Here is a 25815-nt window from a genome sequence, read left to right on the forward strand (position 1 = left end):
TATAAGACGAACATGAAACGAATCTGGAAACAGGCTCTGCTAAACTGGTTTATTGGCTTAATCGCAACCTTCGCCATCGGTTTTGCGTTAAGCCAGATTGCGATTGCGTTACTGCTGTATGTCTTAATCAGCTTAGCGTGGCAGATGTATCAGCTGTACCAGTTTCACTCGTGGTTACGCCGCTCAGGAAAAGCCTCTCCTCCAGAAACCAGTGGTATCTGGGGAGAAGTGTTCGACGCGGTTTATCGTCTGCAAAAGAAACAACGTAAATCCAAGCGAAAGATGCGCCAAGCTCTAAATCGAATTGAGAACTCAACCGCCGCCTTAAAAGAAGGCGTAATCATGGCGGATAATCAAGGCAATTTAGAGTGGTGGAATAATTCAGCGGGACAATTTCTTGGCTTGGTACGCCCTGTCGATCGCAGTCAAGCTATTACCAATATCGTCCGAAACCCAGACTTCTATCGTTACTTTACCCAAAAGCGATTTGGCGATCCTTTAATCATTAAAAGCCCAGCCAAAGAAGGGGCGTTCCTAGAAATTCAAACCACACTGTACGATCAAAACGACCATCTAATTTTTATTAGGGACGTAACGCGTTTACAGTTGCTAGAACAAATGCGCAAAGACTTTGTCGCCAATGCCTCGCATGAACTCAAAACGCCACTTACGGTGATTAAAGGCTATTTAGAAACCCTAGGCATGTTCAAAGATAATTTGCCTCAGAGTATGCAACGCGGCATTGATAATATGGCCGATCAATCTGAGCGGATGGAAAACCTCATCGAAGATTTGCTGTTACTGTCTCGGCTAGAAAGCAATGACAAGCGAGAAAATGACACTTGGCTTCAGGTGTCCGATATTTTCACTGCCATTGAGAAAATGGCGCAGCCTATCTTACATCCAGACCATACTTTGAGCTTCTCTGTCGAAGAAGGCGCTCAGGTTCATGGCTCCTACAACGAGCTCTACAGCGCATTTTCGAACTTAGTCGTAAATGCTATTAAATACTCGCCAAATGGCGGTGAAATTAACGTAAGGTGGGAATCTGACGACGTCAGCGGTTGTTTCGCAGTACAAGATGAAGGTTTAGGCATCGATCCGCGTTATATTCCTCGACTCACAGAGCGTTTCTTCCGTGTGGACAAAGGCCGAAGTTCTAAAACAGGTGGTACGGGATTAGGCCTCGCCATTGTCAAACACGTTCTTTTACATCACTCAGCGAAGCTACAGATCCGCAGCCAACCTAACTATGGAAGCACCTTCTCTTGCCACTTTCCAGCCAACCGAGTCAAAAACATTACTTCTTTAGACAACGCGTCTGGCAAGTAATCTAAGGTAGAGCACACGACAAAGGCTCTTAGTCGCACTACAAATGTTCTTAGCAATGGTGCCGAGCGTCTTTAGGGCTAACTTTCGAGGACGCTGCTTTTGAGGGTGTAGGCTTGAGATTTATGTAGAAGCGGCGCAATGTTGTTAAGGCGCTAGAGACTTTCAAACAGCGCCTTAACAAACGCTTCTTTTTCTGCATCTTGATCGATCAAGCCAAGCGTCACCGTTAAAAATGCTGAATCATGTTTCTTATCAGTCGTCGCCACGGATTGGATAAAATAGTTCAGGCGGTTCACTTTTTTGTCGAATTCCAAGTCCAGTACGGCCTGCCCAAGCACTTGCGGGATGACATCATCACTTTTAATCAGCACAGTGGCTTCATTTTTAGAGAATTTGACCACCATGCAACGAAATTGCTTTCCCTCGAAGCGCACTAACGTGGGGATTTTCACATCTTTAATTGCTACGTCAGGAGTAGGGGCGGTAGGGTTAACAATTTTAGGCGAACTGTTCTTAGGAGCTTTACTCGCACCGCCCATTAGAACGTCCAAAGAAGCCGTCGCAACGCCGCCTGAGCTTGGCGCCGTTTTTGCCGCCGCTTTTCCATTTGCGCCCGCACTCAACTTCTTTTCAATTCCATGCTTTTTCGCCGCTGATATGATTTTTTGATTCAGCTGCTCTGCCGAAAAAGGTTTGCCTAAATAATCCGTTACGCCGGATTGAACCGCTTCAACGACGTGAGACTTATCGCCACGGCTGGTAATCATCACAAAAGGCACGGCTTCTTTGGCATACTGTGGCTGTTCACGACACCATTTTAACAGTTCAACACCTGTCATCTCAGGCATTTCCCAGTCACACAACACCATATCAAATTGAATTTTTTGAAGTAATTGTTGTGCTTTTCGGCCATTCACAGCCTCTTCCACTGTCGTACCGGGGAAAGATTTTCGTACTGAACGTTTTATCAGATCACGAGTGAATGACGCGTCGTCAACGACTAGTATTTTTAAAGACATGCAAACGCCTGTTTCTATTTCTATATTCGGTTATTGAGTGTTGCTCGTTTTATTCATTGCTCATTGCTACTGGTACACTGACCAGCTCAAAACGATCGCTAAATTGATCTATCCAAAGCAATGTCGCCGCAACAACGGCAATCGGCATAACAAACAGGTTCAAAAGAGGAATCGTTAATCCAGCCATTACAATAAAGCCAAATGTCCAACACAACAAAGGCTTAGTTCGCAGTGTTTCTCTCATTTCTCGAAAACTTAGCTTATGGTTATCAAATGAGTAATCCATGTACTGAACTGCAAGCATCCAAGCAGAGAAAAGCAGTAATAAGACAGGCGCGACAAAGTTAATAACAGGAACAAAAGAAAGCAGCAATAAGATGATCAGCCTAGGTAAAAAGTAAAATAGCTTCTGCAACTCTCGCTGAATCGAGCGCCCCGCAATTTTCATCACTTCACCCATATTGAGGGTCGATTCAAACTGTCTTCCAGTCTCACGTTCCTCAACCTTTTCTGCGAGAAACGCCATAAATGGCGCGGCAATAATATTCACCCCCATTGAAAAGCTGTAAAAAAATGCCACAGCGACAATCGAACCAAATACCAGGTAAAACAGCCAATTTAAAAATGACATCCAACCGGGTAAAAAGCCCATCATATAGTCCACAACAACGCCGAAGTACGACAAGGCAACCATGTATAACAGCGCCATTAAAATCACATTGGCAAGCAAAGGCGCAAGAATAAACAGACGCATTCCAGGCGAGAGGATAACAGGGAGTGACTTAAAGAAAGCACCGACGGCTTGAAAAGGTTGAATGAGCACGATTACACCTTACGAAAAGAATCCATTTGATGGCACAAGAATACCATGGCTTGATATTTGGCTCTATAAAGAAGCTCAAATAGACTCTATCGCGGCGCTTAAATTGACGGAGCTGAATACTAAATTTCAAGCTACCACCGAAAATAAACACCTAATAAAACAACTAATAAAAGCCTTTTTTCATACCTGTATTTTCATGAAACGCATAACCTAATTAATTATTTCGATTGTAGCGAATTGGCAAACTATTGAACTATGAAAGCGCACGGTAGGCCTTGATATATCGAGGCCTGCCAAACTACATAAAAAATGCAAAGGAATAGTATAAAAATTCAAAACCGTTGGCGCTTAACGGCGTTACTCTCAATTACCCTTTCCTGTTTACCGCTTCAAGCAGCGACCATCCCAGAGGGAACCTCTCTTTCGCCAGTTCAAGAAATTGTTAGAAACGGTGGTCAAGAGCCTACCTCTATCGATCCTCAGCTTATTCAGGAGGATGCAGGCTGGATACACGCTTTCGATCTATTTGAAGGGTTATACAGTCAAGATCCCGAAGGAAACCTTGAACCAGGTGTTGCAAGCAGTTACGCCGTTAACGCAGACAATACGGTTTACACCTTTAATTTGCGCAAAGATGCAAAGAGGTCAAATGGTGAACCAGTTACGGCAGAGGACTTTGTTTATGGTTTCAACGCGCGGTTAATCCTGCCACCGCCTCTCCGTGCGCCTGGTACATGCAAATTCCGTCATCGACAAGGTTACCTATTTGCCAATCACCAATGAAAGCGCTCAACTTAAACGCTATCAAGCAGGTGGTTTAGACGTCTCTGGATTTCCTCTCTCTCGCACTTTACGAAGATTAAAAAAGACTTACCAAATGACGTTCGCATCGACCCCATGCTGGGCATCTACTATTATATTTTCAACACTGACGTTGCGCCGTTTAACGATATACACGTTCGTAAAGCGCTACCTTATAGTATTGATAGAGAAATGATCACGAAATACGTATTAGGCACTGGGCAGCTTCCTGCCTACGGCTTTGCTCCAGAAGCCGTCGCTGGCGATACGCCGCCTAAATTTGATTACTCAGCGTGGACACAAAAAGAGCGTGATAACAAAGCAATGGCGCTTCTTAAAGACGCGGGCTACTCCAAATCCAATCCTTTGAGTTTCACTTTACTCTACAACACTAATGAGTTTCATAAAAAACTAGCCATTGCCGCTATGTGGAAAAAGACCCTAGGGGTAAAAGTCACGTTAGAAAACCAAGAATGGAAAACAGCACTCTCCACCATGAGCGCAGGTAATTTTCAGGTTGGTCGCTATGCGTGGATCAGTGACTACAACGAAGCTTCCAGTACGTTGGATGTACTGACTTCTGAGCACGGTAATAACTATGGGCATTACCAACGTCAAGCGTACGATAATTTAATGAATCAATCGCGTACGATGAAAGACCCATCTAAGCAGTATCAGGCAGCTGAAAAAATCGCAATCGAAGAAGATATGGCTGTCGCACCTATCTATCAATACACCTCAGCAAAAGTCGTGAAGCCTTATGTTGGAGGGTACGAGCCTAACTCTCAGAACATGGTCTACACCCGAAATCTGTATATAAAATCCCACTAAGCGCATGTTTTAGAGAAGGAATGGACTCCTTTATTCGTAATAACTAGCTTTAAGGTATTTTCACACATCAAAAAAGTTTTTTAAAAACAAAATTTTAAAAGACTTTTTCTTTTTTTCACACCCGCACTTTTACGAAACGCATAACCCGATTCGTTATTTCGATTGTGGCTAGTCGGCAATTATTGAACTATGGAAACTCACGGCACGCCTCGATTTCTCTAGCTTTGCCAAACAACACAACAGCAATAACATAAAAAATGTTAAGGAACCTTGTATGAAACTCAAACAATCACTGATTGCCAGCGCTGTGCTTGCAGCAGCGTTAGGCGCATCCTACGTTCAAGCTGCTAAAGTACCAGATGGAGTGAAATTAGCCGCAGTTCAAGAAATCGTTAAAGGCGGTGAATCCGAACCTGCGACACTTGACCAGCAAAAACTGCAGGGTACGCCCGGCTCACTTCGTGGTCGTGATTTGTTTGAAGGATTGTTTAACGAAGATGGTGGCGGCAACCTAATTCCCGGTGTCGCAACAAGCTACGACGCCAATGAAGACAACACCGTATATACGTTCCACCTGCGCGACGATGCAAAGTGGTCAAATGGCGACTCCGTAACCGCACACGACTTCGTTTTCGCATTCCAACGCTTAGTTGACCCTAAAACAGCAGCCGATTACGCTTGGTTTGCTGAACTACCCGGTATGATCAATGCGACCGACATCATTAACGGTAAAAAACCTGCAACAGAGTTAGGCGTAGAAGCGACGGATGACTATACATTCGTTGTTCGTCTAGAAAAGCCAAACGCTTACTTCCCGAAGATGACGATCCACAACACGCTTTTCCCTGCACCTAAAAAAGTCATCGAAAAATGGGGTGATGACTGGACCAAACAAGACCACATCGTCTTTAACGGTGCATACGTTCTGGATCAATGGAATGTGAATGAAAAAATGGTACTAGTACGTAACCCTATGTACTGGAACGACAAAGAAACCGTCATCAACAAAGTAACCTACTTGCCGATTTCAGATGTATCTGTTGAATTTAAACGTTATCAAGCGGGGGAAATGGATCTGACCTCTTATCAAGGCATCCCGACCAACCGCTACAAACAGCTGATGAAAGACACGCCTGATGAAGTGCATATCACGCCTCAGCTTGGTACTTATTACTACCTATTCAATACAACCAAAGCACCGTTTGACGATGTTCGTGTTCGTAAAGCCCTGTCTTATTCCATCGACCGAGATATCATCACAAAATTTGTAACGGGTACTGGCGAAGTGCCATCGTACGGCTTTACACCGGAAATCATCAATGGCTTTGACCCTGTCACTCCCGAGTACGCAAAATGGAGTCAAGCAGAGCGCAACAAACAAGCAAAAGCCTTATTAGCAGAAGCCGGTTTTGGTCCTTCTAACCCATTGAAATTCCCACTGCTATACAACACAAATGATCAACATAAGAAAATAGCCGTGGCAATCACCTCTATGTGGAAGAAAAATATTGGTGTAACAGCAACGCTTGAAAATCAGGAATGGAAAACCTACCTAGACTCTCGTAACACTCAGAACTTCTCGGTTGCACGTGCAGGCTGGATCGGTGACTACAACGAAGCCTCTACCTTCTTACAAATTCTAACCACTACAGCGGGCAGTAACGACGGCAAATACAGCAACGTTAAGTACGATAAGTTGATGAATGCTGCCTCTTCAATGCAGGATCCATCTGAAAACTATACAAAAGCGGAAAACGTTCTAATCAACCAAGATATGGCGGTTGCGCCTATCTATACCTATGTAACTAAGCGCTTAGTTAAGCCTTACGTTGGTGGTTACATGCCAAATCCAGAAGACAATACTTACACTCGTGATCAGTACATCATCGCTCACTAAGTAAGACCGTTGTTTGGGTGACTCAGCGTACTATGCTGAGCCACCTACTCTACTCTTTGTTTTTACGTTTCAAACACTGGTAATTACCTGACGTTAGAATCAGTTATATTACCTCGGACATTATTATGCTCTCACTGATTATTAAACGCATTTTAGAGGCCATCCCAACACTGCTTGTGTTGATTACCGTGTCCTTCTTTTTGATGCATTTTGCCCCCGGCAGCCCGCTGACGACTGAGCGTGGTTTACCTCCAGAGATCATGGCGAACATCGCAGCGAAGTATCATCTGGACGAACCCGTCACATCGCAATATTTGCGTTACCTTTGGAACATATTACAAGGGGATTTAGGCGCATCGTTTGTCCATAAAGATTTCACCATCAATGACTTAGTCGCACAGAGCTTTCCAGTTTCTGCTGAAATAGGTATTTGGTCATTTATCGTCGCAGTCTTAATTGGCGTGGGATGTGGGATCTTCGCCGCCCTTAGACAAAACTCATGGATAGATTACTCAGTCATGGCGTTTGCCAATTTAGGGATTGTTCTGCCTAATTTTGTGTTGGCACCACTTTGTATTCTGCTATTTTCAATCTATTTGAAATGGCTGCCTTCGGGAGGTTGGAACGACGGCGCTTGGCCCTATCTGATCATGCCCGTTATCGCCATGTCCACCAGCTACATTGCGCAAATCGCCCGTATTACTCGCGGTAGTATGATCGAAACCATGCACTCTAACTTTATTCGTACTGCCAGAGCCAAAGGCTTACCCAACTATAAGATCGTGCTTCAACATGCTTTGCGCCCTGCGATCGTGCCTGTTTTATCGTACCTTGGCCCTGCTTTTGTCGGCATCATTACTGGGTCTGTCATTGTCGACGTTTATTTCAGTACCGGCGGCATTGGGCAACACTTTATCAATGGTGCCATCAACCGTGATTACCCCATGGTCATGGCCGTGACAATTTTAATCGGCTCACTGACCATTCTTTTTAATGCGATCGTCGATATTTTATACGCGTTGATCGATCCTAAAATTCGTTACTAGGTAGCTTTGCAATGATTACAACCAAAGACAAAGTTGATGTGGTAGAGGTATTTGCAGAGCAGGTTGTCGAAGTAGAAGGTCGCAGCCTTTGGCAAGACGCGCGCCGACGCTTTTTCTCTAACCATGCAGCAGTCGTGAGTTTAATAATACTCGGATTAATTGCGCTTATTTCTCTTTTTGGCCCGTTACTCAGCCAATGGAATTACGATGATATTGACTGGGAGGCTCTTTCGGATATTGCCACTCTTGGACGCCCAAACATTGAAAACGGTCACTATTTTGGCACAGATCCTTTAGGGCGAGATATTTTCGTACGCACCTTACAAGGCGGCCAAATATCCCTAATGGTTGGCCTGATGGGCAGCTTAGTCGCCATTGTCATCGGCACGCTTTATGGCGCGACCTCTGGCTACCTCGGCGGCCGAGTCGACAGCTTAATGATGCGTGTGCTTGAGATCCTGAACTCATTTCCATTCATGTTTTTCGTCATCATCATGATGACGCTATTTGGCCGACACATCGTTTTGATTTTTGTCGCGATTGGCGCAATCTCTTGGCTGGACATGGCCAGAATCGTCCGTGGACAAACATTAAGCCTGAAAAATAAAGAGTACATTGAAGCCGCTCATGCTTGTGGCGTTTCAACGACGAATATTATCTTACGTCATATTGTTCCGAACGTGCTGGGTATCGTTGTGGTGTACGCGACATTGCTTGTGCCCAATATGATTTTATTGGAATCCTTTATCAGTTTCCTTGGGCTGGGTGTTCAAGAACCTATGACCAGTTGGGGAGCTTTGATCTCGGAAGGAGCCGTGAACATGGAAATCGCCGTATGGCAATTAGCATGGCCACTTGGCTTCTTAGTCGTAACACTCTTTTGTTTTAACTTCCTCGGTGACGGTCTACGCGACGCACTGGATCCGAAAGACCGCTAGGGGGAAATAATGAACTTACTTGATGTAAACAATCTACGCGTTAACTTTGGCACACCGGATGGCTACGTTACCGCCGTAAATAACTTGAATTTCTCTCTTGCTCAAGGAGAAACCCTTGGCATTGTAGGAGAGTCAGGATCAGGCAAAAGCCAGACTGCGTTCGCTCTCATGGGGCTTTTAGCCAAAAACGGCCTCGTTGAAGGCGAAGCGCTGTTTGAAGGCAAAAATATTTTTGGATACAACGAAAAAGACATGAATCGGGTACGTGCTGAAAAAATCGCGATGATTTTCCAAGATCCGATGACCTCTTTAAACCCTTACATGAAAGTCGGTAAACAGCTGATGGAAGTGTTGATGCTGCACAAAGGGTACAGTAAGGCCGACGCGTTTGAAGCGTCCGTCAAAATGCTCGACGCAGTAAAAATGCCAGAAGCACGCAAACGCATGAACATGTATCCGCACGAGTTCTCAGGCGGTATGCGCCAGCGCGTCATGATCGCCATGGCACTGTTGTGTCAACCTAAACTGCTGATTGCAGATGAGCCAACAACGGCGTTGGACGTTACAGTACAAGCGCAAATACTCACGCTTTTAAATGAACTAAAAGATGAGTTCAATACTGCCATCATTATGATCACCCACGATCTCGGTGTCGTTGCTGGATTGTGCGACAAAGTATTGGTCATGTATGCAGGTCGAACCATGGAATACGGTAAAACAAACGATGTGTTTTACCGTCCTACTCACCCTTATACGAAAGGGCTGCTTGAGGCGATTCCTCGTTTGGATGCCGAAGACGATGTCTTAGCAACCATTCCAGGCAACCCTCCGAACTTACTTAATTTACCAACAGGCTGCCCATTTCAGGCTCGATGTGAGCACGCCGAAGCGCGCTGCCTAGAGGAAGAGCCAAGCTTAACAGAGTATGAAGAAGGCAAGCTTAGAGCCTGCCATAAGCCATCAGATTGGGGAGTTGCATCGTGAGCCATTCGCCTAACAAAAAAGTGCTTATGCAAGTAAGAGACTTGAAAGTACATTTTAATATTAAAAACAGTAACGCCTTGCCGTGGAGCAAAGGCAACACGCTGAAAGCCGTCGACGGTGTCAGTCTGGACATCTATGAAGGCGAAACACTCGGTGTGGTCGGAGAGTCTGGTTGTGGTAAGTCCACTCTAGCACGAGCGCTATTAAGGCTGCTGCCCATTACGGATGGCAATGTTGTTTGGTTAGGGCAAGATCTTACTCAGCTAGACAAAAAGCAAATGCGAGAGAAGCGCCAAGAACTGCAAATGATCTTTCAAGACCCGTTGGCCTCGTTAAATCCACGTATGACGGTTGGCGAAATCATTGGAGAACCTCTTAAAACGTTTAAACCTTCGCTTTCTAAAGACGAGGTTCGCGAGCAAGTAAAGACCATTATGGCGCGTGTTGGCCTATTGCCAAACGTGATTAACCGTTACCCTCATGAGTTCTCCGGCGGTCAGTGTCAACGTATTGGCATTGCTCGCGCGCTGATTTTAAAACCAAAACTCATCGTATGCGATGAACCCGTTTCGGCATTAGACGTGTCTATTCAAGCGCAAGTTGTGAATCTTCTTAAAGAATTACAAGCAGAAATGGGGCTTTCCTTGGTCTTCATTGCACATGACCTGAGCGTCGTAAAGCACATTTCTGATCGTGTCTTGGTCATGTACCTAGGTAACGCGGTCGAACTTGCTGACAAACGCTCGCTCTACTCAAAGCCGACACACCCCTATACACGTGCTTTGCTGTCAGCGGTGCCGATTCCAGACCCAGAACAAGAGCGAAAGAAAAACATTCAATTGCTTGTGGGAGATTTGCCTTCACCGATCAATCCACCCTCTGGCTGTGTGTTCAGAACCCGTTGCCCCCACGCGAATGAGCAATGTGCGCAAACGAAACCGGTCTTAACGGATATTGAGCCAAACCATATGGCGGCTTGTGGTCGTTTGGAAGAAATAAGCCTTACTAGCCATGCATAACCCTTTTGCAGGGCGCAATAAAAAAGCAGTGTAGGAGCCCCTACACTGCTTTTTTTGTTTGATCGGTTTTATGTTTGGTTCGTTACTTTCGTTACGATTAAGACAAAGCGTACTAAGCTAAATCTTTCCGAACCTAACTTACTGAGACAAACTAACACCAGACATGTCATCTGATGCGGTATTACGTTCAAGCTTACGCTTCAGACGAATCGTCAAGCACAATACCGTAAAGGCAAGTGAAAACGTAATCGCATTGGCGATAATGATTGGCATATCCTTCGCTAAAATCCCATACACTAGCCACATAAACACGCCGCTAGTGAAGACTGTATACATACTCAACGAAATCCCGTCGATATTACGAGTCTTAATGATGGCCCACACCTGTGGCACAAATGAGAACGTGGTACTGAAGGCTGCAAGCAACCCAATAATCGTCATAGTGTCCATAAATACACCCTTATAAAGCAACTTTAATTGGAAACAGATTTAAAAGGTGAAATACATCGCATGCGATTGCGTCATTCATCAGGACGACAAATGAAACAAAAGTCACTTGGGGAAATTCCCCCAGACAATTATTATTTTTAGAAGGAAGGACTTAGCCAGATTTCACTGTTATTTATTGGCGCTATTTTAACCGTTGTTTAGCATTAAGCATAGTGCTATAAAGTGTCGAAATTCAAATATTATTCAAAATATAGGCAATCTAATGCAAAAAAACACAAACCACCTTAAAACACGCCGGTTAACGTGGCTTTTGACGCTTATTTTTTGCCTGTTTTCGAGCAACATTTTTGCTCTAGAAGTACCAAAAAACAGAGTCATTCTGACGGTGACTGGCAACATCACAAATACCAATGCCAATAACGCGGCTCAATTCGATAGAGCGATGTTATCGAACCTGCCCAAAGCCATCATTTCAACGGATACGCCTTGGACCAAAACGGTACATGAATATCAAGGGTTTTACCTGCAAGATATTATGGATATGTTAGATGCCAAAGCAACCACCGTTCGAGTCACAGCGCTGAACGATTACATCAGTGAAATTCCCATAGAAGACTTCACGGAAAAAGGCGCTATAATTGCATCACATATGGATGGAAAACGTATCAGTGTACGTAAACTGGGCCCACTTCTTGTAATCTACGATTTTGACTCGCATCGAGAGCTAAGAAAAGAGACTTACTTTGGAAGAGCCGTCTGGCAAGTAAAGTCCATTGAACTCATCGAGTAAAGTAAGGATTACACTCACAGAATGTGGAAATTTTTAAGACCACAATGGCTGTTTGGATCGCGGCAGTATTTAGGTTATGGGCTAATTACGATGTTGCTCATGATGGTCATCGTATGCTTTTTGCTGATCGTCGCCGTGAGTGATGGCCAACGCGCCAATAACCGGACTATATTTGAAAGCTATCGATGGAACGCGCTTCAATTCCAGTTACAAAGTTTCCGATTCGAGCAATTTCTCCTCAACTTAAAAGACGACGACTTTCCCCTCCAAGGTGAAGCTTACGATCAATACGATATTGTCATGAGCCGCATCGACCTACTTCGCAATAACCAAGTAGGTACTATTTTTCGCAATTACACCGACGCTCGAACCATTCGACTGCTTAACATCATTAATGGCGAATTGGAACTCATCAGTTTAGGCATCGAACGCTTAGAAAACAGCGAAAAATCCTCAATACAAAGAATTCTTAATCGACTCAACCGTATGACGCCCCAGATCAACGAGTTTGTCGTACTGACCCATCAAGATGCCAATAAATACGCCAACAGCAAACGACAAGAATTAAAATCTTGGTTGAATTACATACAAATGCTCGGCGGGATTTTTCTTATTTGCTTGCTTCTCTTACTGTTCATCAGTTATCGCTCAATTCGCAATCTCAAACAAATGAACGACCGATGCCTTGCATTAGAATCTAAGTTACAAGACGCGCTGGAAGAAAAAACCGATACACTCACCATGATCTCGCAAGAGGTACGTGCACCGCTCAATGCGGTATTGGGTGTATCAGGAAGTTTGTCCAAAGGACCTACTCCAGAACGCAGCAAAGATCTCGGACGCAGGCTTGAAGAATACGGCACACAGCTTTTAGGTAGTATCGAGATGCTTCAAGACTTGGCTCTGATCGACGCCCAACAACTGGAACTTGCACCTAAATCCGGCGCAATCCGCCTGAACATGGAAAGCTGCCTTGTAAACAGCGGACCTCAACTTAACCGCAAAGGACTACGATCCGTCTTTTTAGTCGACTCTTCGATTCCTGAAAGCATTGTCGCGGATTTCTCTCGTCTACGAGAGATAGTACTGGCACTCATTCAAAACGCGACGACCTTTACGCCTTCAGGCACGGTGAGCGTCATACTTCGTATGTCTGCCAATGAACCAAACAGCACGCAACAATCTGAAAACGATGAACATATGACTCAGATGATGCAAATAGCAGTGCGTGATACAGGCACAGGCTTACCTGTCGCCATCCAAAAGGCGCTCAGGAACAACCCTATGCAGGCTTCGTATAGTGAAAAACACGCAGCCAAAGACATGAGATTGGGGCTAACATTATGTCACAAACTTATTTATCTAATGGGCGGCAATCTGCATTTTTCCAGCTCGTCACGAAACGGTACCGAATTCTGGGTGGATGTCCCCATTCATATCAAACACAATACGAAAAGAACGTCTAACCCTGTACTGCAAGACAAGCACGTATTACTGGTTGATTCAGACAAACATTTAGCGCGTACCATTTCCATTTTGCTAATGGCGTACGGAATGCATGTCACGCACTCCGAAACAGGTGGTTTACTGTCTGACGAAGACATTGATGTCGTCTTATTGGCACAAGATCAAGCCGTCGACAGCGATGGTTTGGATTATCTCGTCGATCTGTACAATAGCGACATTCCAATCCTTGGGGATAAGCGTTATGTCAGCGAGCGTTGTATCTCACTGCTTGCACCACGCCAAATCAAGTTCCCTTATATTCACAACCAAACCGAACAAGCATTAATCGATGTTTTATCAAACGTTCAGCTTTATGCAGGCAAAAAAACGCTGCCTAATAGTGAAGACAGCGAGTAAAGACAATGAGTGACCAAACGACGAATAAGCCAGACAGTTCACTCATTGATTCGACACATTTAACCGCGCTCTTACAGATTATCGGAGCCGATGCGTTAAATGCGATTAAGGAAACTTACATTCGTGATGTGCAAGACAAACTTCCAGAGTTATTAAAACACGCCACTACAGACAACTTCACACTCATCAATGAACTCAGCCACTCTCTAAAGTCGGCGAGCGCTAATATGGGGTTAACAATACTAAGCAAACGCTATGCTTATATTGAACATGCTTCAGAGAATAAGCAGCACGAACGCCTTCTAGAAGAAGTGCGCTCACTCCAAACACTGCAAGATAACTCACTCACTGCGCTTGAGGACTTATTTTCTGAGTTCAAATCGTAACCTGAGAACTCACCCCCCACCAAACTCAACGTGCTCTATGTGTCTAAGTATCTAAAGCGAATGAACATTACGTTCGTTAAGGTTTGCTATTGTTAGAGACGATAACGTACTCAAAATTGCCAATCGAAATCGGTCGCTTCAACAAAACGATTCACCCAGTTCTCTAGCCCTAATTGGTCTTCTTCAGTGAAACGACCTTTTTCGGGGCTATCTATATCAAAGACCCCAATAAGACGTCCATTGACCACAATTGGAATCACAATTTCAGAGGCACTTTCGCTATCACAGGCAATATGTCCAGGGAATGCATGTACATCCTCTATACGCTGGGTAACCAGAGAACGAGCCGCTGCGCCACATACACCACGAGTAAACGGAATACGGCTACACGCTACTTTACCGGCATAAGGGCCTAAAACCAGCTCTTCACCACGGGCAAAGTAGAAACCAGCCCAGTTCACGTTTGGTAAGGCTTGCATAACAAAGGCTGAAAATTGGGAGGCATTGCAGATCAAGTCTCTTTCTCCGCTTAATAAAGCGGACAACTGTTTGCTTAGTGTGTTGTAAGACTCGGCTTTGGTAAGATCATTACTTAGCTCTATCGTAAACATGGCCTACTTCCTTATTTTTATCGTTATATAAAAATCATATGCGCAGACAACAGATAAAGAAAGACAAGAACAGCACACTAAGAGCAAAAAGCAGAAAAAACTCAGAACGTTTTGGCACAAGATCTGACTAAGTTAAAGGTATAAAGCATAGACGGTAAGGGTTAAAGAGTAAGACGTTAGAGTAGATACAAAAGCTTAGAAGAAGTATACGAAATAGAAAATGAAGATGTTGCCCTCGCCAACGGTAGTCGAACGAGCGACGAGGGCAACAAATATCTAGAGTAAAGAATTATTCTTTATCAGATACTTTTTCTGACAATTGGCTAACAGGTACATGGCGTACATCCTGACCTTTAACCAAGTAGATCAAATGCTGGCAAATATGCTGTGCATGATCACCAATACGTTCTAGCGAGCGAAGCACCCAAATTACGTTGATTACGCGTGTAATCGAACGTGGGTCTTCCATCATATAAGTAACCAAAGAGCGCATTGCTGTTTTGAACTCCATGTCTACGTTGCGATCTTGCTTCGCGACACGTACAGCAGCGTCGACGTCTAGGCGCGCATAGGCGTCCAATGCATCGTGAACCATACGAGACACCATTTGACCAATGCGATTGATCTCAACGTAGCCACGAGGTGATTCACCCTCTTCAACCAATGTGATCGTCAGACGCGCGATTTTCTTCGCTTCATCGCCAATACGCTCAAGCTCACCGACCGCTTTGCCGATGGATAAAATCATACGTAAATCCGTCGCTGCTGGCTGACGTTTTGCAAGAATGCGTGTGCACTCTTCATCAATCAAGCCATCCAACTGATTTACCATCGCGTCTTTGTCTTTCACCTCTTCTGCAAGAGAGCCATCGCTTTCTAGCATAGATTGAATGGCGTCCGCGACTTGATTTTCAACCACACCACCCATGGTTAAAAAGTGTTGGCGCAGTGTCTCTAGTTCAGCGTTAAACTGCTGAGAAATATGATCAGATGTTAATTCTCTCATGTTGCCTCTCCTTCGACCTAGCCGTAACGACCAGTGATGTAGTCTTCAGTTTGCTGCTTGCTTGGGTTTGTGAATAGCGAGTTGGTATCGCCAAATTCAACCATATCACCCATATACATAAAAGCAGTATAGTCAGAAACACGAGCAGCCTGTTGCATATTGTGTGTCACAATGGCAATCGTGAACTCTTCTTTAAGCTCATGAATCAACTCTTCGATTTTCAACGTTGAAATCGGATCAAGTGCTGATGCAGGCTCATCCAACAACAGTACTTCTGGTTTTACCGCAACCGTACGCGCGATAACCAAACGTTGCTGCTGACCACCAGACATACCCAATGCACTTTCGTGCAAACGGTCTTTTACTTCGTCCCAAAGTGCAGCGGAACGAAGCGCCCATTCAACCGTTTCGTCAATCAGGCGTTTCTTGTTGATACCTTGAATTCGAAGACCGTATGCCACGTTTTCATAGATACTTTTTGGGAAAGGGTTTGGCTTTTGAAATACCATACCAACACGGCGACGTAGCTCTGCTACATCGGTGCCTTTCTCGTAGATATTTTGCTCATGAAGCCTGATTTTGCCGTCAATGCGGCAGCTATCAACCAAGTCGTTCATGCGGTTGAAGCAACGCAGTAGCGTCGACTTACCACAACCAGAAGGACCGATAAACGCCGTTACCTTCTTTTCAGGAATGATCATATCGATGCCTTTCAAAGCTTCTTTTTCACCGTAATACAGGTGAAGATCTTCCACTGAAAGGCAAACCTTTTCATCTTCGATACGCAGCGGTTGTTGATTACGCTGCATTGCAGAAATATCAATTGAGTGTGTTTTAGTTTCGCTCATAATCGTCTCTTCTCCGCCGCTTTACATTTCCAGCGATTTGTATTTTTCACGTAGGTGGTTACGGATCGTTACTGCTGCAAGGTTAAGCAATGCAATGACGATTACCAACAATAATGCAGTCGCGTATACGAGAGGACGTGCTGCCTCTACGTTTGGGCTCTGGAAGCCAACATCATAGATGTGGAAACCTAAGTGCATGAATTTTTGATCTAAATGGATAAACGGATAGTTACCATCCAAAGGCAAAGAAGGCGCCAGTTTTACAACACCGACCAGCATCAAAGGTGCAACTTCACCCGCAGCACGAGCTACCGCCAGAATCACCCCTGTCATAATCGCCGGACTACACATCGGCAAGATAACACGCCAAAGCGTTTCTGCTTTCGTTGCCCCTAATGCCAAGCTACCTTCACGAACATTACGTGGAATGCGCGATAGGCCTTCTTCCGTTGCAACAATCACCACTGGTACTGTCAATAAAGCCAGCGTAATAGACGCCCACATTAGACCGCCTGTACCAAATGTTGGAGACGGAAGCGCTTCTGGGAAGAACGCCTGATCGATACCTGATCCAAGGAAGTAAATGAAGAAGCCCAAGCCAAATACACCGTATACAATGGAAGGAACCCCTGCCAAGTTGTTTACCGCGATCCGAATCGTACGAGTCAACACACCTTGGCTTGCATACTCACGTAGGTAGACTGCGGCAACAACACCAAAAGGCGTCACAATCACCGTCATTAGCATCACCATCATGACCGTACCGAAGATCGCAGGGAATACACCACCTTCCGTATTGGCTTCACGAGGCTCCGCGGTTAGAAACTCACCCAGCTTAGCGCCGTAGAAACCAAGCTTGGCAAAAATACCCATCGCGTTCGGTCGGTATGCACGTACTACTTTCGCAACCTGAATTTCATGCTCAGAGCCGTCCATTGCTTGAACAATGAAAGAGTCGCGATTGATTTGTTGGTACAAATCAGCAAGCTTACTTTGTAAGCCTTTATACTCTTCGTCGTACTCAGCTCGCTCAGCATTCAGATCGGCAAGGCGCGCAGGCGTTAGCGAATTATTTAATTCGTAACGACGTTGCTCTAAACGTAAACGCTCCAGCGCATAGTTGATCTTACCAATGTCATGCTTCTCTACCTCGTAGATTTCATCATGAATTGCCGTGGCACGATCAATGCGCTGCTCAAATTCTGCCCAAGTATTAAGTGCAGAATCCGTTGGCGTCAGGTCATTCGTTTGAGCAACAACTTGGCCATTTTCTTTAATCACTTTCAGGTAACCGTATAAGTTACCCCACTCATGACGCTCAGCGACGAATAACATTTCTGGACGCTTTACGTCTGTAACATAAGCATCAACCACCCAACGGAAATCGGAACCGTAAACATCACGGTTACCCGTTTTCATCAAAGTACGCATCATAATATCGTGATGATCTTCGACATTAACGCCCGCTTCGCGAAGCTGTGCAGCAGGCACTTCAACGCTCTCTACCCGCTCGGCAACGATGTTGTAAGCAGAGTCGCCTGGCAACTCATACGTTGCTTCAACGACATCTGCTGGCCAGAAATGCCCCAGACCACGAACCGCAATCAACAGTAAAAGACCAATTACCATGATGACCGAAATCGCCACAGCACCCGCGTTAAGCCATACCCATGGATCACCAGATTTGACCCATTCCGATACGGACTGCTTCTTCATTTTCATTTCATTGCTCATTACAAAGACCCGTATTTCTTACGTAGGTGCTGACGCACGGTTTCAGCGATGGTGTTCACAACAAACGTGAAAACAAAGAGCACAAACGCTGCCAAGAATAGGATTCGGTAGTGAGAGCTTCCCACTTCAGATTCAGGCACCTCTACCGCTAAGTTGGCGGCCAAAGTACGCATTCCTTCGAATATGTTGAAATCCATAATCGGAGTATTACCCGTCGCCATCAATACGATCATGGTTTCACCCACCGCACGGCCCATACCAATCATCACCGCCGAGAAGATACCCGGACTTGCAGTTGGCAATACAACGCGCACCATGGTCTGCCAATAGGTCGCACCTAAGGCAAGAGAACCTTGAGTTAACGCTTTTGGCACTGAGAAGATCGCATCTTCAGTAATCGAGAAGATGGTTGGAATAACCGCAAAGCCCATCGCAAACCCAACAACTAACGCATTACGTTGGTCAAAGGTGATCCCAAGGTCATTGGTGATCCAGCCGCGAATGTTGCCATCAAAAAAGTTCAATTCGATCACTGGGCTCAAGGCAACACACATCCAACCAAGGAAGACGATGACAGGAATCAACAACATTGGCTGCCAGCCGTCAGGCACTAACCAGCGAATTTGTTGAGGCATGCGAGACCAAATGAAAGAGAACAAAAGTACGCCAAGAGGTAGAACAACCAACACACTAAAGGCAGCCGCTAAGTTTTCTTCTAAGAAAGGCGCGAAGAACAAGCCCGCTAAGAAACCTAAAATAACCGTTGGCAGAGCTTCCATCAGCTCGATCACAGGTTTGATTTTACGACGTAGCGCTGGCGCCATGAAGTAAGCCGTGTAGATCGCACCACAAATAGCCAAAGGAACGGCCATCAACATGGCATAAAACGCCGCTTTGATTGTACCGAACGCCAATGGCATCAAGCTGTATTTAGGTTCAAAGTCGTTGTTGGCAGCAGAAGACTGCCAAGTGTAAGTCGGCTCTTGATAGCCTTCGTACCATACTTTGCCCCATATCGAAGACCATGACACTTCAGGGTGTTCATTGTCGACGTAGAAAAAGCTAATACCTGATTGGTCTTCAAGTAACAGGCCATTTGCACGTGGTGTAAATGAGATCAGACGTGCAGAGCTGTCACTGAGTTTTTCATCCAATACTTGGCTGCTTGCCGTCGCATTGTAAATCGCAACCATGCCGTTTTTATCAAGCGTTGCGAAACCTTTACGACGATGCTCCATAGCTATGCTAGTCAAACCCGTTGGTTGTTTAACATCGCGGATGAACGTCAACACTTCTTCGTTATCAGCACCGCGAACATTAAACCACTGACTCACACGACCAGACGAGTCTGCCACCATGATCGATGATTTACCCACTAGATACGTCATTGACACAAGCTGCGTATCACCGTCTAACAATGGAATTTCAGCTTTGAATTTAACATCATTAAAGTTACGAAGATCGTACTCGTAAAGCGTACCGGATCGCGTCGCGATGTATAAATAGCGTTGGTCGCCTGAGATCAGCATCGTAAGCGCGTTCTGTGTCGTCGGCAATTGTGCAGAGCTTTCACTCAGCGTGACTTCACCAGAAAGAAAATCTTCTTCTTTCTCGAATAACGTCACTGACGCTCGGCCACCTTCAGACATGGACGCAATGGTTAATTTCTCTTCGGAGTCACGAACAGAAAGTTTGGTAATCGGGAAGTTAGCAGCGTCTACCGCTTCTTCTCCATAAGGATATTCAACTTGAGGGGTGATCTTACGAACGCCATCTGGGTAGGTAATCTTATAAGCGTGCTTAACCAGCAACACCTTACCATCTTCGTACCCTAACGCCAGTAAGTGACTGACATCCGATTCAACCGCTAATGCCGTTACTTTCTCTGCGCGTGGGTTTTTAACTTGCTTTATGATTGCGCCATCCGCGACAGCAAAGAAAATAATATCGCCATTTTGCGCGACGCGCATTCCCACTTCAGATTGCTCTTCGGCGGTGATATAGAGGCTAGGGCCAGATTCGGTTGCAGGAAGTGCATAGCTTGATTCTTTCTCTATGTTCGCACCCGTAAATAATGGGGCAACTTCATACAGTAAATAGAAACAAATTAGCAGTACCGCCAAAATGACGCTACAGCCCCCAATAGCAATGCCGACTGTGGCACTGCGGTCTTTTAATGCTCGAACTTTACGATGACGCTTTAGAGCAGGCGTATCAAAGTCCAGTTCTGGCATTTTGTGATCCGTTGAAGTACTCATTCGATCCCAACTTTATGTGACAATTTTGTGACAGTATCCAAGACAAGAAAAGCAGGAGAGCGATTAATCTCTCCTGCTTACAAGCATCTTTATGTCATCCGTGACCCAGACTTTGTTACTGAATACCTAGATCATTTAGGTATTTGTTAGCAACTTTTGCTGGTAGTGGAACGTAGCCGTCTTTAACAACCACTTCTTGTCCCATTTTAGAAAGAACCATTTTAACGAACTCACGTTGCAATGGAGCAAGTGGCTTGTTAGGTGCTTTGTTTACGTAAACGTATAGGAAGCGAGACAGTGGGTATTTACCTGTCGCAGCGTTCAGTGGAGTTGCTTCGATTAACTCGCCACCTTCTTTCTTAGTAAGAGGGATAGCACGTACAGAAGACGTTTTGTAACCGATACCTGAGTAGCCGATACCGTTAAGAGAAGTCGATACAGACTGTACAACTGATGCAGAACCAGGCTGCTCGTTTACAGAGTTTTTGTAGTCACCCTTGAATAGGGCTTTTTTCTTGAAGTAACCGTAAGTACCAGATACTGAGTTACGACCGAAGATTTGGATATCACGGTTCGCCCAAGCACCTTTAAGGCCAGCGGCACCCCATTTGGTGATGTCTTCGCTGTGTCCGCCTTTACGAGTAGAAGAGAAAATTGCATCTACTTCAGGAAGAGAAAGACCTTTGATTGGGTTATCTTTGTGTACGAATACTGCTAGTGCGTCAATTGCAACTGGAATTGCAGTTGGCTTGTAACCATATTTCTTCTCAAATGCAGCCACTTCTTTGTCTTTCATTGTACGAGACATAGGACCGAAATTAGAAGTACCTTCAGTTAGAGCCGGTGGCGCAGTTGAAGAACCAGCCGCTTGAATCTGGATGTTTACGTTAGGGTAAAGACGTTTGAAGTCTTCCGCCCAAAGTGTCATCAAGTTTGCTAGTGTGTCAGAACCAACACTAGAAATGTTACCAGATACGCCGCTTGCTTTGCTGTAAGAGTGAAGACCAGCGTCAACGTCCGCTACCGCATTTACAGATACACCTGCTAGGGTTGCTACCGCTAGACCTGCAACTAGTTTTTTCATCACACAAACCTCAATGGTTATTGTCAATTTAGATGGAATTATTCCATCAGCTCGTTCGATGTTTGCCAAATATAAAGCTCTAATGTGACAAAAATGTTAAACCGTGAAATATTTGCACGCCGTATGCAATTTATTTTGACGGCACAATGGCGCCATTAAAGAAGAAAGTCATTACACAATCGATACAAAATGCCATTAGTTAAAACGCATAGCGTTAACTAGCTTTTAAACAGAGACCTAATATAAATATTTAAAATAGACGGATAAGACCGTTCTTCCTAGTTTCGAGCAGTACAAGGAATGGATACCTCAACCGTACGAAGACTGCATCAGGGATAGAAACGCGTATGACTCGAATCTCTACCACTAGCTTTTTAAACTCGCTGCGTTTCGTGTGCCTAAGCTTCGCCTGCTATTTTATTATTGCGAGTCTGTCACTTGGTTTTGCCAAAGCGAACGACTCTGGCGTCATCATTTGGTACGCGAATGCCATCGCTGGCTTTTTACTCATAGCACGCCCAAAAAAAGAATGGATAGCCTTGCTAACCGCTTTTGCTGCCGCCCATTTTTCGGCCTATTATGTTTATACAATGCCACTCGAAACCGCATTAAGGTCGCTTCCCGCCTACCTGATCGAAACCGTGTTAATAGCACACTTTTTGACGGATAAAGAAGCCTATAAAAGGGCATTCAAAACCTTACCCGACTACATAAAGGTCTTGAATTTAGGCATTGTTACACCCGCTTTTTTAGGTTCTATTGTCGCCGCTATGATGTTTTCAGGCTCGACAAATCAACACCTAATAGAAATTTGGCTGCTTAGCTTTATTAGTATGTTAGTTAGCGCGGTTTCCTTCTTTCCATTAGGTATATACCTAATCAACCATTCACTTAAGCGCGCTCTTGACGACCTTGTAAACCCCAAAGGCTTCATTGCAGTGGGTTGTGCTGTACTGGTGACTATCTCGGTGTTTTCTACGCTCCCCTATCCTTATGCATATTTGTCGGCGGCACTGCTGTTTTTTGCTTTTTACAGCAACTTTGTCACATTAGCGGCGGCAATATTTTTAACGGGCGTTATGTCTTATTTCTCGGTCTCTTATAATCTCTACACACCTATAAGCTCTGGCTACCAAAATAACGACGTGTTTTTCTATAGTCCGCTTTTACTCACGCTACTTGCCCCAACCTTACTGTCGATTTTATCGATGCGGATGAACAAAACGCTGTCTGATCTCGAAACATCAGAAGCGAGCTTTAGAGCCCTCTATGAAAAAGCACCAATCGCGATGCACACCATCAATACCGCGGGAGTGATGACCTATGTAAGTGACCGATGGCTCAGTATGCTCAGTTTCAAACGAGAGGAAGTCATCGGTAAACGATCCATTGATTTTCTAACGCCCTCCAGCCGTGAAAAAGCCAAACGAGAGTACTTTCCAGAACTTATATCTACCGGATATTTAACAGACAAAGAGGTACAAGCCATCAAAAAAGATGGCTCTATTATCGATATCGATATCTCAGCGGTGGTTGATCCTATAAAAAACAATGGTGCAATACACGCAATAGCCGCCCTAAAGGACATTACAGAAGAGGTGCATTTAAGAGAGGCTTTAGCAGAAGAAAAAGAACTACTTGAAATTACACTTCATTCAATCGGCGACGGCGTTATTGCAACCGATAAAGAAGGCTGTATTACGTTTTTAAACCCAGTGGCCGAACAAGTTCTTCAACTGTCAAAAAACGACGTAATTGGGACCAAGTTTGAACAAACTGTTTACTTATTTGATCAACGTACAGGAAACATCATTGACGATTTAATTTCTCGTGTTTTGGCATCAGAAAGCACACAAAGAATCGATCAATTCGACGCCGCGATTAAAAATCACAGAGGACAAATTTGCTGCATTCAAGATTCCATTTCTCCGATCAAAAATAATAACGGCGACATAGTGGGAACCGTAATGGTTTTTCAAGATGTCACAGAGAACCGTAATATGTCTCGCCAAATGGAATATCTTGCTCATCATGACATGCTAACCAAACTTCCAAACCGTGCCTTATTAATCAACAAGCTGCTAGAACTCTGCCCTCATGATGACATTGAACCAGAAGAGAGCTTCGCACTTCTCTTTGTCGATATCGATAATCTCAAATCCGTTAATGATCAATACGGACACAAAGCCGGTGATGAATTGCTCATCGACACAGTGAATAACATCCAACAAGTTATGAGAGAGAATGACTTTTTAGCGCGCATTGGTGGCGATGAATTTATTCTGATCTCACCTCATTATGAAGAAAAAAGTACCTTTGAGCCTTTCTGCCGAAAGCTAATCAAAAGCGTCTGTCGTCCTATGACAATAGAAGGGCACGATATTCAGACCTCCGTAAGCGTTGGTGTTTCATTTTATCCGGACAATGGCTGTGATGCGGATACCTTACTCAGCCATGCTGATGCTGCGATGTACCACGTCAAAGCTAAAAACAAGAATGACTACCGCTTTTATACGCCCGAATTCGATAAGGAAACAATTTGGTTAGCTGAGATCGAAGAAAAAATGCGCCAAGGTTTGCCTAGAAAAGAATTCGTTCTTTATTTTCAACCCATTATTGATAGCTCTAGCCACACTGTGACTTACTTTGAAGCGCTGTGTCGCTGGCACAATGACGATGCAATCGACATTATGCCCGACATTTTCATTCCGATAGCAGAACAATCAGGCTTGATAGGTTCGTTAACAACACAGTTACTGCATCAAGCCTGTTCATTTATCAAGGAACTCGATGAGAGTAATATCAGGATCTCATTTAATATCAGCGCCACTCATTTGCAATCGCAAGATTTTATGAGCGAAATTAAAGCCGTTTTTGACAAAGAGAATGTGGTGCCATCCTGCTTTATATTCGAAATTACCGAGACCGTTTTGATGCAAAACTGGAAACGTAACGTCTCACTTCTGAATGACCTAAAATTATTGGGAGTCGAAATCGCCGTAGACGACTTTGGCACCGGCTACTCAAGCCTTGGCTATTTAAAACGCTTCCCAGTGGACATTTTAAAAATTGATCGCGAGTTTATTCGCGATCTTCATCATGACGCAAAAAACCGTATTTTTGTCAGTGCCATTGTCAGCATGGCCAGTGCCCTGTCACTCAGAATTGTCGCAGAAGGTGTCGAAAACAAAGAGCAAGCGTCGATTCTTGCTGAAATGAACTGTTTTTTACAACAAGGCTATTATTATTCAAAGCCACTTCCTATCCTCAAAGTGTTGCGCCATTTAAACTCAAATTCACTTCACTCGAATGTTATTCAGCTAAAATAAGACCTTTGCTTCGCCTAAAAGAGCACCGTCATCGAGCAAAGGTCTCAAAATGAAAAAATATGAGCATTTATCCACCACTCACCGCGCTCTCTTATTCCCTCTTGTAGCAATATCACATAAACTGAGCGGCCAATAAACTTTATAAAGAAAGTAAAAAGCCCTTAACGCTCTCGTGCTTTATGACGTCTCAAACAAGCGACTTGATTAAAGTAGGCTTGATCTAAGAAAACCTGTGGGAAACAACATGCTAAACAAACTTATCCTCGCTGCGGAATCGGTATCGACCGTTACTGGCCGCTGCATTGCGTGGTTAACCCTTTTTATGATGGCGCTAACCTGCGTGATCGTTTTGTTACGATATGGCTTCGGCTACGGCTCGATCGCCATGCAAGAGTCTGTCCTTTACCTTCATGCAATGGTCTTTATGCTTGGTGCTGCTTACACCTTCAAGGCAGATGAGCACGTCAGAGTCGATGTTTTCTATCGTGGTTTCAGCGTAAAAAAGAAGGCACTAGTCAATACCTTAGGCGGGCTATTCTTCCTGCTCCCCTTCTGTGTCTTCACCCTGTATATGAGCCTAGATTACGTGATGGCGTCTTGGCGAGTATTTGAAACCTCTCCCCAACCTGGCGGACTGGCTTATGTCTATCTACTGAAAACCCTGATCCCCATTATGATGCTTACGCTTATTATTCAGGGCATCGCCGATATTTTAAAAAACCTTGCGGTAATAACGGGCCATAACCCAGTAGAAGGACACTAAATC

Annotated in this window: 23 protein-coding genes; 14 read left to right on the forward strand and 9 right to left on the reverse strand. The window is 44.6% G+C overall.

All coding sequences use genetic code 11. The features are described 5' to 3' along the window. Window positions 1-12: 12 nt before the first annotated feature. Complete coding sequence (gene phoR, locus MARME_RS20815; RefSeq protein WP_013663245.1) at window positions 13-1332, forward strand: phosphate regulon sensor histidine kinase PhoR; 1320 nt, start codon at window positions 13-15, stop codon at window positions 1330-1332. 152 nt (window positions 1333-1484) lie between these two features. Here phoR and MARME_RS20820 read toward each other — a convergent pair whose 3' ends face one another. Together MARME_RS20820 and cysZ are read right to left on the reverse strand one after the other, a co-directional pair. Next, a complete protein-coding gene (locus tag MARME_RS20820) occupies window positions 1485-2351 on the reverse strand; it encodes a response regulator (protein WP_013663246.1) in 867 nt (288 codons plus the stop codon). 49 nt (window positions 2352-2400) lie between these two features. Next, the gene (gene cysZ / locus MARME_RS20825; RefSeq protein ID WP_013663247.1) at window positions 2401-3174 is read right to left on the reverse strand and encodes a sulfate transporter CysZ; all 774 of its coding nucleotides are present in this window, start codon (window positions 3172-3174) and stop codon (window positions 2401-2403) included. Here cysZ and MARME_RS22630 point away from each other — a divergent pair. From MARME_RS22630 to oppF, 8 genes are all read left to right on the forward strand, one after another. After that, complete coding sequence (locus MARME_RS22630; RefSeq protein WP_041648052.1) at window positions 3167-3388, forward strand: hypothetical protein; 222 nt, start codon at window positions 3167-3169, stop codon at window positions 3386-3388. The genes cysZ and MARME_RS22630 overlap by 8 nt on opposite strands. A gap of 95 nt (window positions 3389-3483) precedes the next feature. Then, window positions 3484-3957, forward strand: coding sequence for an ABC transporter substrate-binding protein (locus MARME_RS22635; RefSeq protein ID WP_049787799.1), 474 nt, complete (start codon window positions 3484-3486; stop codon window positions 3955-3957). 75 nt (window positions 3958-4032) lie between these two features. Continuing rightward, the gene (locus MARME_RS22640; RefSeq protein WP_223295067.1) at window positions 4033-4806 is read left to right on the forward strand and encodes a peptide ABC transporter substrate-binding protein; all 774 of its coding nucleotides are present in this window, start codon (window positions 4033-4035) and stop codon (window positions 4804-4806) included. Window positions 4807-5080: 274 nt separating this feature from the next. Beyond that, the gene (locus tag MARME_RS20840) at window positions 5081-6703 is read left to right on the forward strand and encodes an ABC transporter substrate-binding protein (RefSeq protein WP_013663248.1); all 1623 of its coding nucleotides are present in this window, start codon (window positions 5081-5083) and stop codon (window positions 6701-6703) included. A gap of 125 nt (window positions 6704-6828) precedes the next feature. After that, complete coding sequence (gene oppB, locus MARME_RS20845) at window positions 6829-7749, forward strand: oligopeptide ABC transporter permease OppB (protein ID WP_013663249.1); 921 nt, start codon at window positions 6829-6831, stop codon at window positions 7747-7749. Between the two features lie 11 nt (window positions 7750-7760). Further along, window positions 7761-8687, forward strand: a complete 927-nt coding sequence (gene oppC / locus MARME_RS20850) for an oligopeptide ABC transporter permease OppC (RefSeq protein ID WP_013663250.1) — start codon at window positions 7761-7763, stop codon at window positions 8685-8687. 9 nt (window positions 8688-8696) lie between these two features. After that, a complete protein-coding gene (oppD, locus tag MARME_RS20855) occupies window positions 8697-9671 on the forward strand; it encodes an oligopeptide ABC transporter ATP-binding protein OppD (protein WP_013663251.1) in 975 nt (324 codons plus the stop codon). After that, the gene (gene oppF, locus MARME_RS20860) at window positions 9668-10690 is read left to right on the forward strand and encodes a murein tripeptide/oligopeptide ABC transporter ATP binding protein OppF (RefSeq protein WP_013663252.1); all 1023 of its coding nucleotides are present in this window, start codon (window positions 9668-9670) and stop codon (window positions 10688-10690) included. The genes oppD and oppF overlap by 4 nt, the downstream gene beginning before the upstream one ends. A 138-nt stretch (window positions 10691-10828) precedes the next feature. On the opposite strand, the gene MARME_RS20865 is transcribed toward oppF, so the two are convergent. Further along, the gene (locus tag MARME_RS20865) at window positions 10829-11140 is read right to left on the reverse strand and encodes a SemiSWEET transporter (protein ID WP_013663253.1); all 312 of its coding nucleotides are present in this window, start codon (window positions 11138-11140) and stop codon (window positions 10829-10831) included. A gap of 262 nt (window positions 11141-11402) precedes the next feature. Here MARME_RS20865 and MARME_RS20870 point away from each other — a divergent pair, with 262 nt between their 5' ends. Genes MARME_RS20870 through MARME_RS20880 form a run of 3 tightly spaced genes read left to right on the forward strand, consistent with a single transcriptional unit; the run spans window position 11403 to window position 14179 of the window. Continuing rightward, the gene (locus MARME_RS20870) at window positions 11403-11930 is read left to right on the forward strand and encodes a molybdopterin-dependent oxidoreductase (protein ID WP_013663254.1); all 528 of its coding nucleotides are present in this window, start codon (window positions 11403-11405) and stop codon (window positions 11928-11930) included. Between the two features lie 21 nt (window positions 11931-11951). After that, window positions 11952-13793, forward strand: coding sequence for a sensor histidine kinase (locus tag MARME_RS20875; RefSeq protein ID WP_013663255.1), 1842 nt, complete (start codon window positions 11952-11954; stop codon window positions 13791-13793). 5 nt (window positions 13794-13798) lie between these two features. After that, window positions 13799-14179 carry an Hpt domain-containing protein gene (locus tag MARME_RS20880; RefSeq protein ID WP_013663256.1) on the forward strand — a complete coding sequence of 127 codons (381 nt, stop codon included), beginning with the start codon at window positions 13799-13801 and terminating at the stop codon, window positions 14177-14179. Between the two features lie 110 nt (window positions 14180-14289). On the opposite strand, the gene MARME_RS20885 is transcribed toward MARME_RS20880, so the two are convergent. From MARME_RS20885 to MARME_RS20910, 6 genes are all read right to left on the reverse strand, one after another. Continuing rightward, window positions 14290-14790, reverse strand: coding sequence for a GAF domain-containing protein (locus tag MARME_RS20885; protein ID WP_013663257.1), 501 nt, complete (start codon window positions 14788-14790; stop codon window positions 14290-14292). Window positions 14791-15079: 289 nt separating this feature from the next. Next, window positions 15080-15796: a phosphate signaling complex protein PhoU gene (gene phoU / locus MARME_RS20890; protein ID WP_013663258.1), complete on the reverse strand. Its 717-nt coding sequence runs from the start codon at window positions 15794-15796 to the stop codon at window positions 15080-15082. A gap of 17 nt (window positions 15797-15813) precedes the next feature. Further along, window positions 15814-16644, reverse strand: a complete 831-nt coding sequence (pstB, locus tag MARME_RS20895; protein ID WP_013663259.1) for a phosphate ABC transporter ATP-binding protein PstB — start codon at window positions 16642-16644, stop codon at window positions 15814-15816. Between the two features lie 21 nt (window positions 16645-16665). Further along, window positions 16666-18366, reverse strand: a complete 1701-nt coding sequence (gene pstA, locus MARME_RS20900) for a phosphate ABC transporter permease PstA (protein WP_013663260.1) — start codon at window positions 18364-18366, stop codon at window positions 16666-16668. A gap of 11 nt (window positions 18367-18377) precedes the next feature. Next, window positions 18378-20636: an ABC transporter permease subunit gene (locus MARME_RS20905; protein WP_041648055.1), complete on the reverse strand. Its 2259-nt coding sequence runs from the start codon at window positions 20634-20636 to the stop codon at window positions 18378-18380. A gap of 115 nt (window positions 20637-20751) precedes the next feature. After that, window positions 20752-21720 carry a PstS family phosphate ABC transporter substrate-binding protein gene (locus MARME_RS20910; RefSeq protein ID WP_013663262.1) on the reverse strand — a complete coding sequence of 323 codons (969 nt, stop codon included), beginning with the start codon at window positions 21718-21720 and terminating at the stop codon, window positions 20752-20754. Window positions 21721-22067: 347 nt separating this feature from the next. On the opposite strand from MARME_RS20910, the gene MARME_RS20915 reads away from it, so the two are divergent. Further along, on the forward strand, window positions 22068-25049 hold the full coding sequence (locus tag MARME_RS20915; RefSeq protein WP_013663263.1) for a bifunctional diguanylate cyclase/phosphodiesterase: 2982 nt from the start codon (window positions 22068-22070) through the stop codon (window positions 25047-25049). 244 nt (window positions 25050-25293) lie between these two features. Then, a complete protein-coding gene (locus MARME_RS20920; protein WP_013663264.1) occupies window positions 25294-25812 on the forward strand; it encodes a TRAP transporter small permease subunit in 519 nt (172 codons plus the stop codon). Window positions 25813-25815 lie beyond the last annotated feature (3 nt).

Origin of the sequence: Marinomonas mediterranea MMB-1, from assembly GCF_000192865.1 — a bacterium.
Classification (GTDB): Bacteria; Pseudomonadota; Gammaproteobacteria; order Pseudomonadales; family Marinomonadaceae; genus Marinomonas; species Marinomonas mediterranea.

Excerpts from the sequence above, each read along its gene's own strand:
- phoR (WP_013663245.1), top strand. The coding sequence starts at position 13 with ATGAAACGAATCTGGAAACAGGCTCTGCTAAACTGGTTTATTGGCTTA.
- MARME_RS20820 (WP_013663246.1), bottom strand. The coding sequence starts at position 2,351 with ATGTCTTTAAAAATACTAGTCGTTGACGACGCGTCATTCACTCGTGAT.
- MARME_RS22630 (WP_041648052.1), top strand. The coding sequence starts at position 3,167 with ATGAGCACGATTACACCTTACGAAAAGAATCCATTTGATGGCACAAGA.
- MARME_RS22635 (WP_049787799.1), top strand. The coding sequence starts at position 3,484 with ATGCAAAGGAATAGTATAAAAATTCAAAACCGTTGGCGCTTAACGGCG.
- MARME_RS20840 (WP_013663248.1), top strand. The coding sequence starts at position 5,081 with ATGAAACTCAAACAATCACTGATTGCCAGCGCTGTGCTTGCAGCAGCG.
- oppB (WP_013663249.1), top strand. The coding sequence starts at position 6,829 with ATGCTCTCACTGATTATTAAACGCATTTTAGAGGCCATCCCAACACTG.
- oppC (WP_013663250.1), top strand. The coding sequence starts at position 7,761 with ATGATTACAACCAAAGACAAAGTTGATGTGGTAGAGGTATTTGCAGAG.
- oppD (WP_013663251.1), top strand. The coding sequence starts at position 8,697 with ATGAACTTACTTGATGTAAACAATCTACGCGTTAACTTTGGCACACCG.
- MARME_RS20865 (WP_013663253.1), bottom strand. The coding sequence starts at position 11,140 with ATGGACACTATGACGATTATTGGGTTGCTTGCAGCCTTCAGTACCACG.
- MARME_RS20870 (WP_013663254.1), top strand. The coding sequence starts at position 11,403 with ATGCAAAAAAACACAAACCACCTTAAAACACGCCGGTTAACGTGGCTT.
- MARME_RS20875 (WP_013663255.1), top strand. The coding sequence starts at position 11,952 with ATGTGGAAATTTTTAAGACCACAATGGCTGTTTGGATCGCGGCAGTAT.
- MARME_RS20880 (WP_013663256.1), top strand. The coding sequence starts at position 13,799 with ATGAGTGACCAAACGACGAATAAGCCAGACAGTTCACTCATTGATTCG.
- MARME_RS20885 (WP_013663257.1), bottom strand. The coding sequence starts at position 14,790 with ATGTTTACGATAGAGCTAAGTAATGATCTTACCAAAGCCGAGTCTTAC.
- phoU (WP_013663258.1), bottom strand. The coding sequence starts at position 15,796 with ATGAGAGAATTAACATCTGATCATATTTCTCAGCAGTTTAACGCTGAA.
- pstB (WP_013663259.1), bottom strand. The coding sequence starts at position 16,644 with ATGAGCGAAACTAAAACACACTCAATTGATATTTCTGCAATGCAGCGT.
- pstA (WP_013663260.1), bottom strand. The coding sequence starts at position 18,366 with ATGAAAATGAAGAAGCAGTCCGTATCGGAATGGGTCAAATCTGGTGAT.
- MARME_RS20905 (WP_041648055.1), bottom strand. The coding sequence starts at position 20,636 with ATGAGTACTTCAACGGATCACAAAATGCCAGAACTGGACTTTGATACG.
- MARME_RS20910 (WP_013663262.1), bottom strand. The coding sequence starts at position 21,720 with ATGAAAAAACTAGTTGCAGGTCTAGCGGTAGCAACCCTAGCAGGTGTA.
- MARME_RS20915 (WP_013663263.1), top strand. The coding sequence starts at position 22,068 with ATGACTCGAATCTCTACCACTAGCTTTTTAAACTCGCTGCGTTTCGTG.
- MARME_RS20920 (WP_013663264.1), top strand. The coding sequence starts at position 25,294 with ATGCTAAACAAACTTATCCTCGCTGCGGAATCGGTATCGACCGTTACT.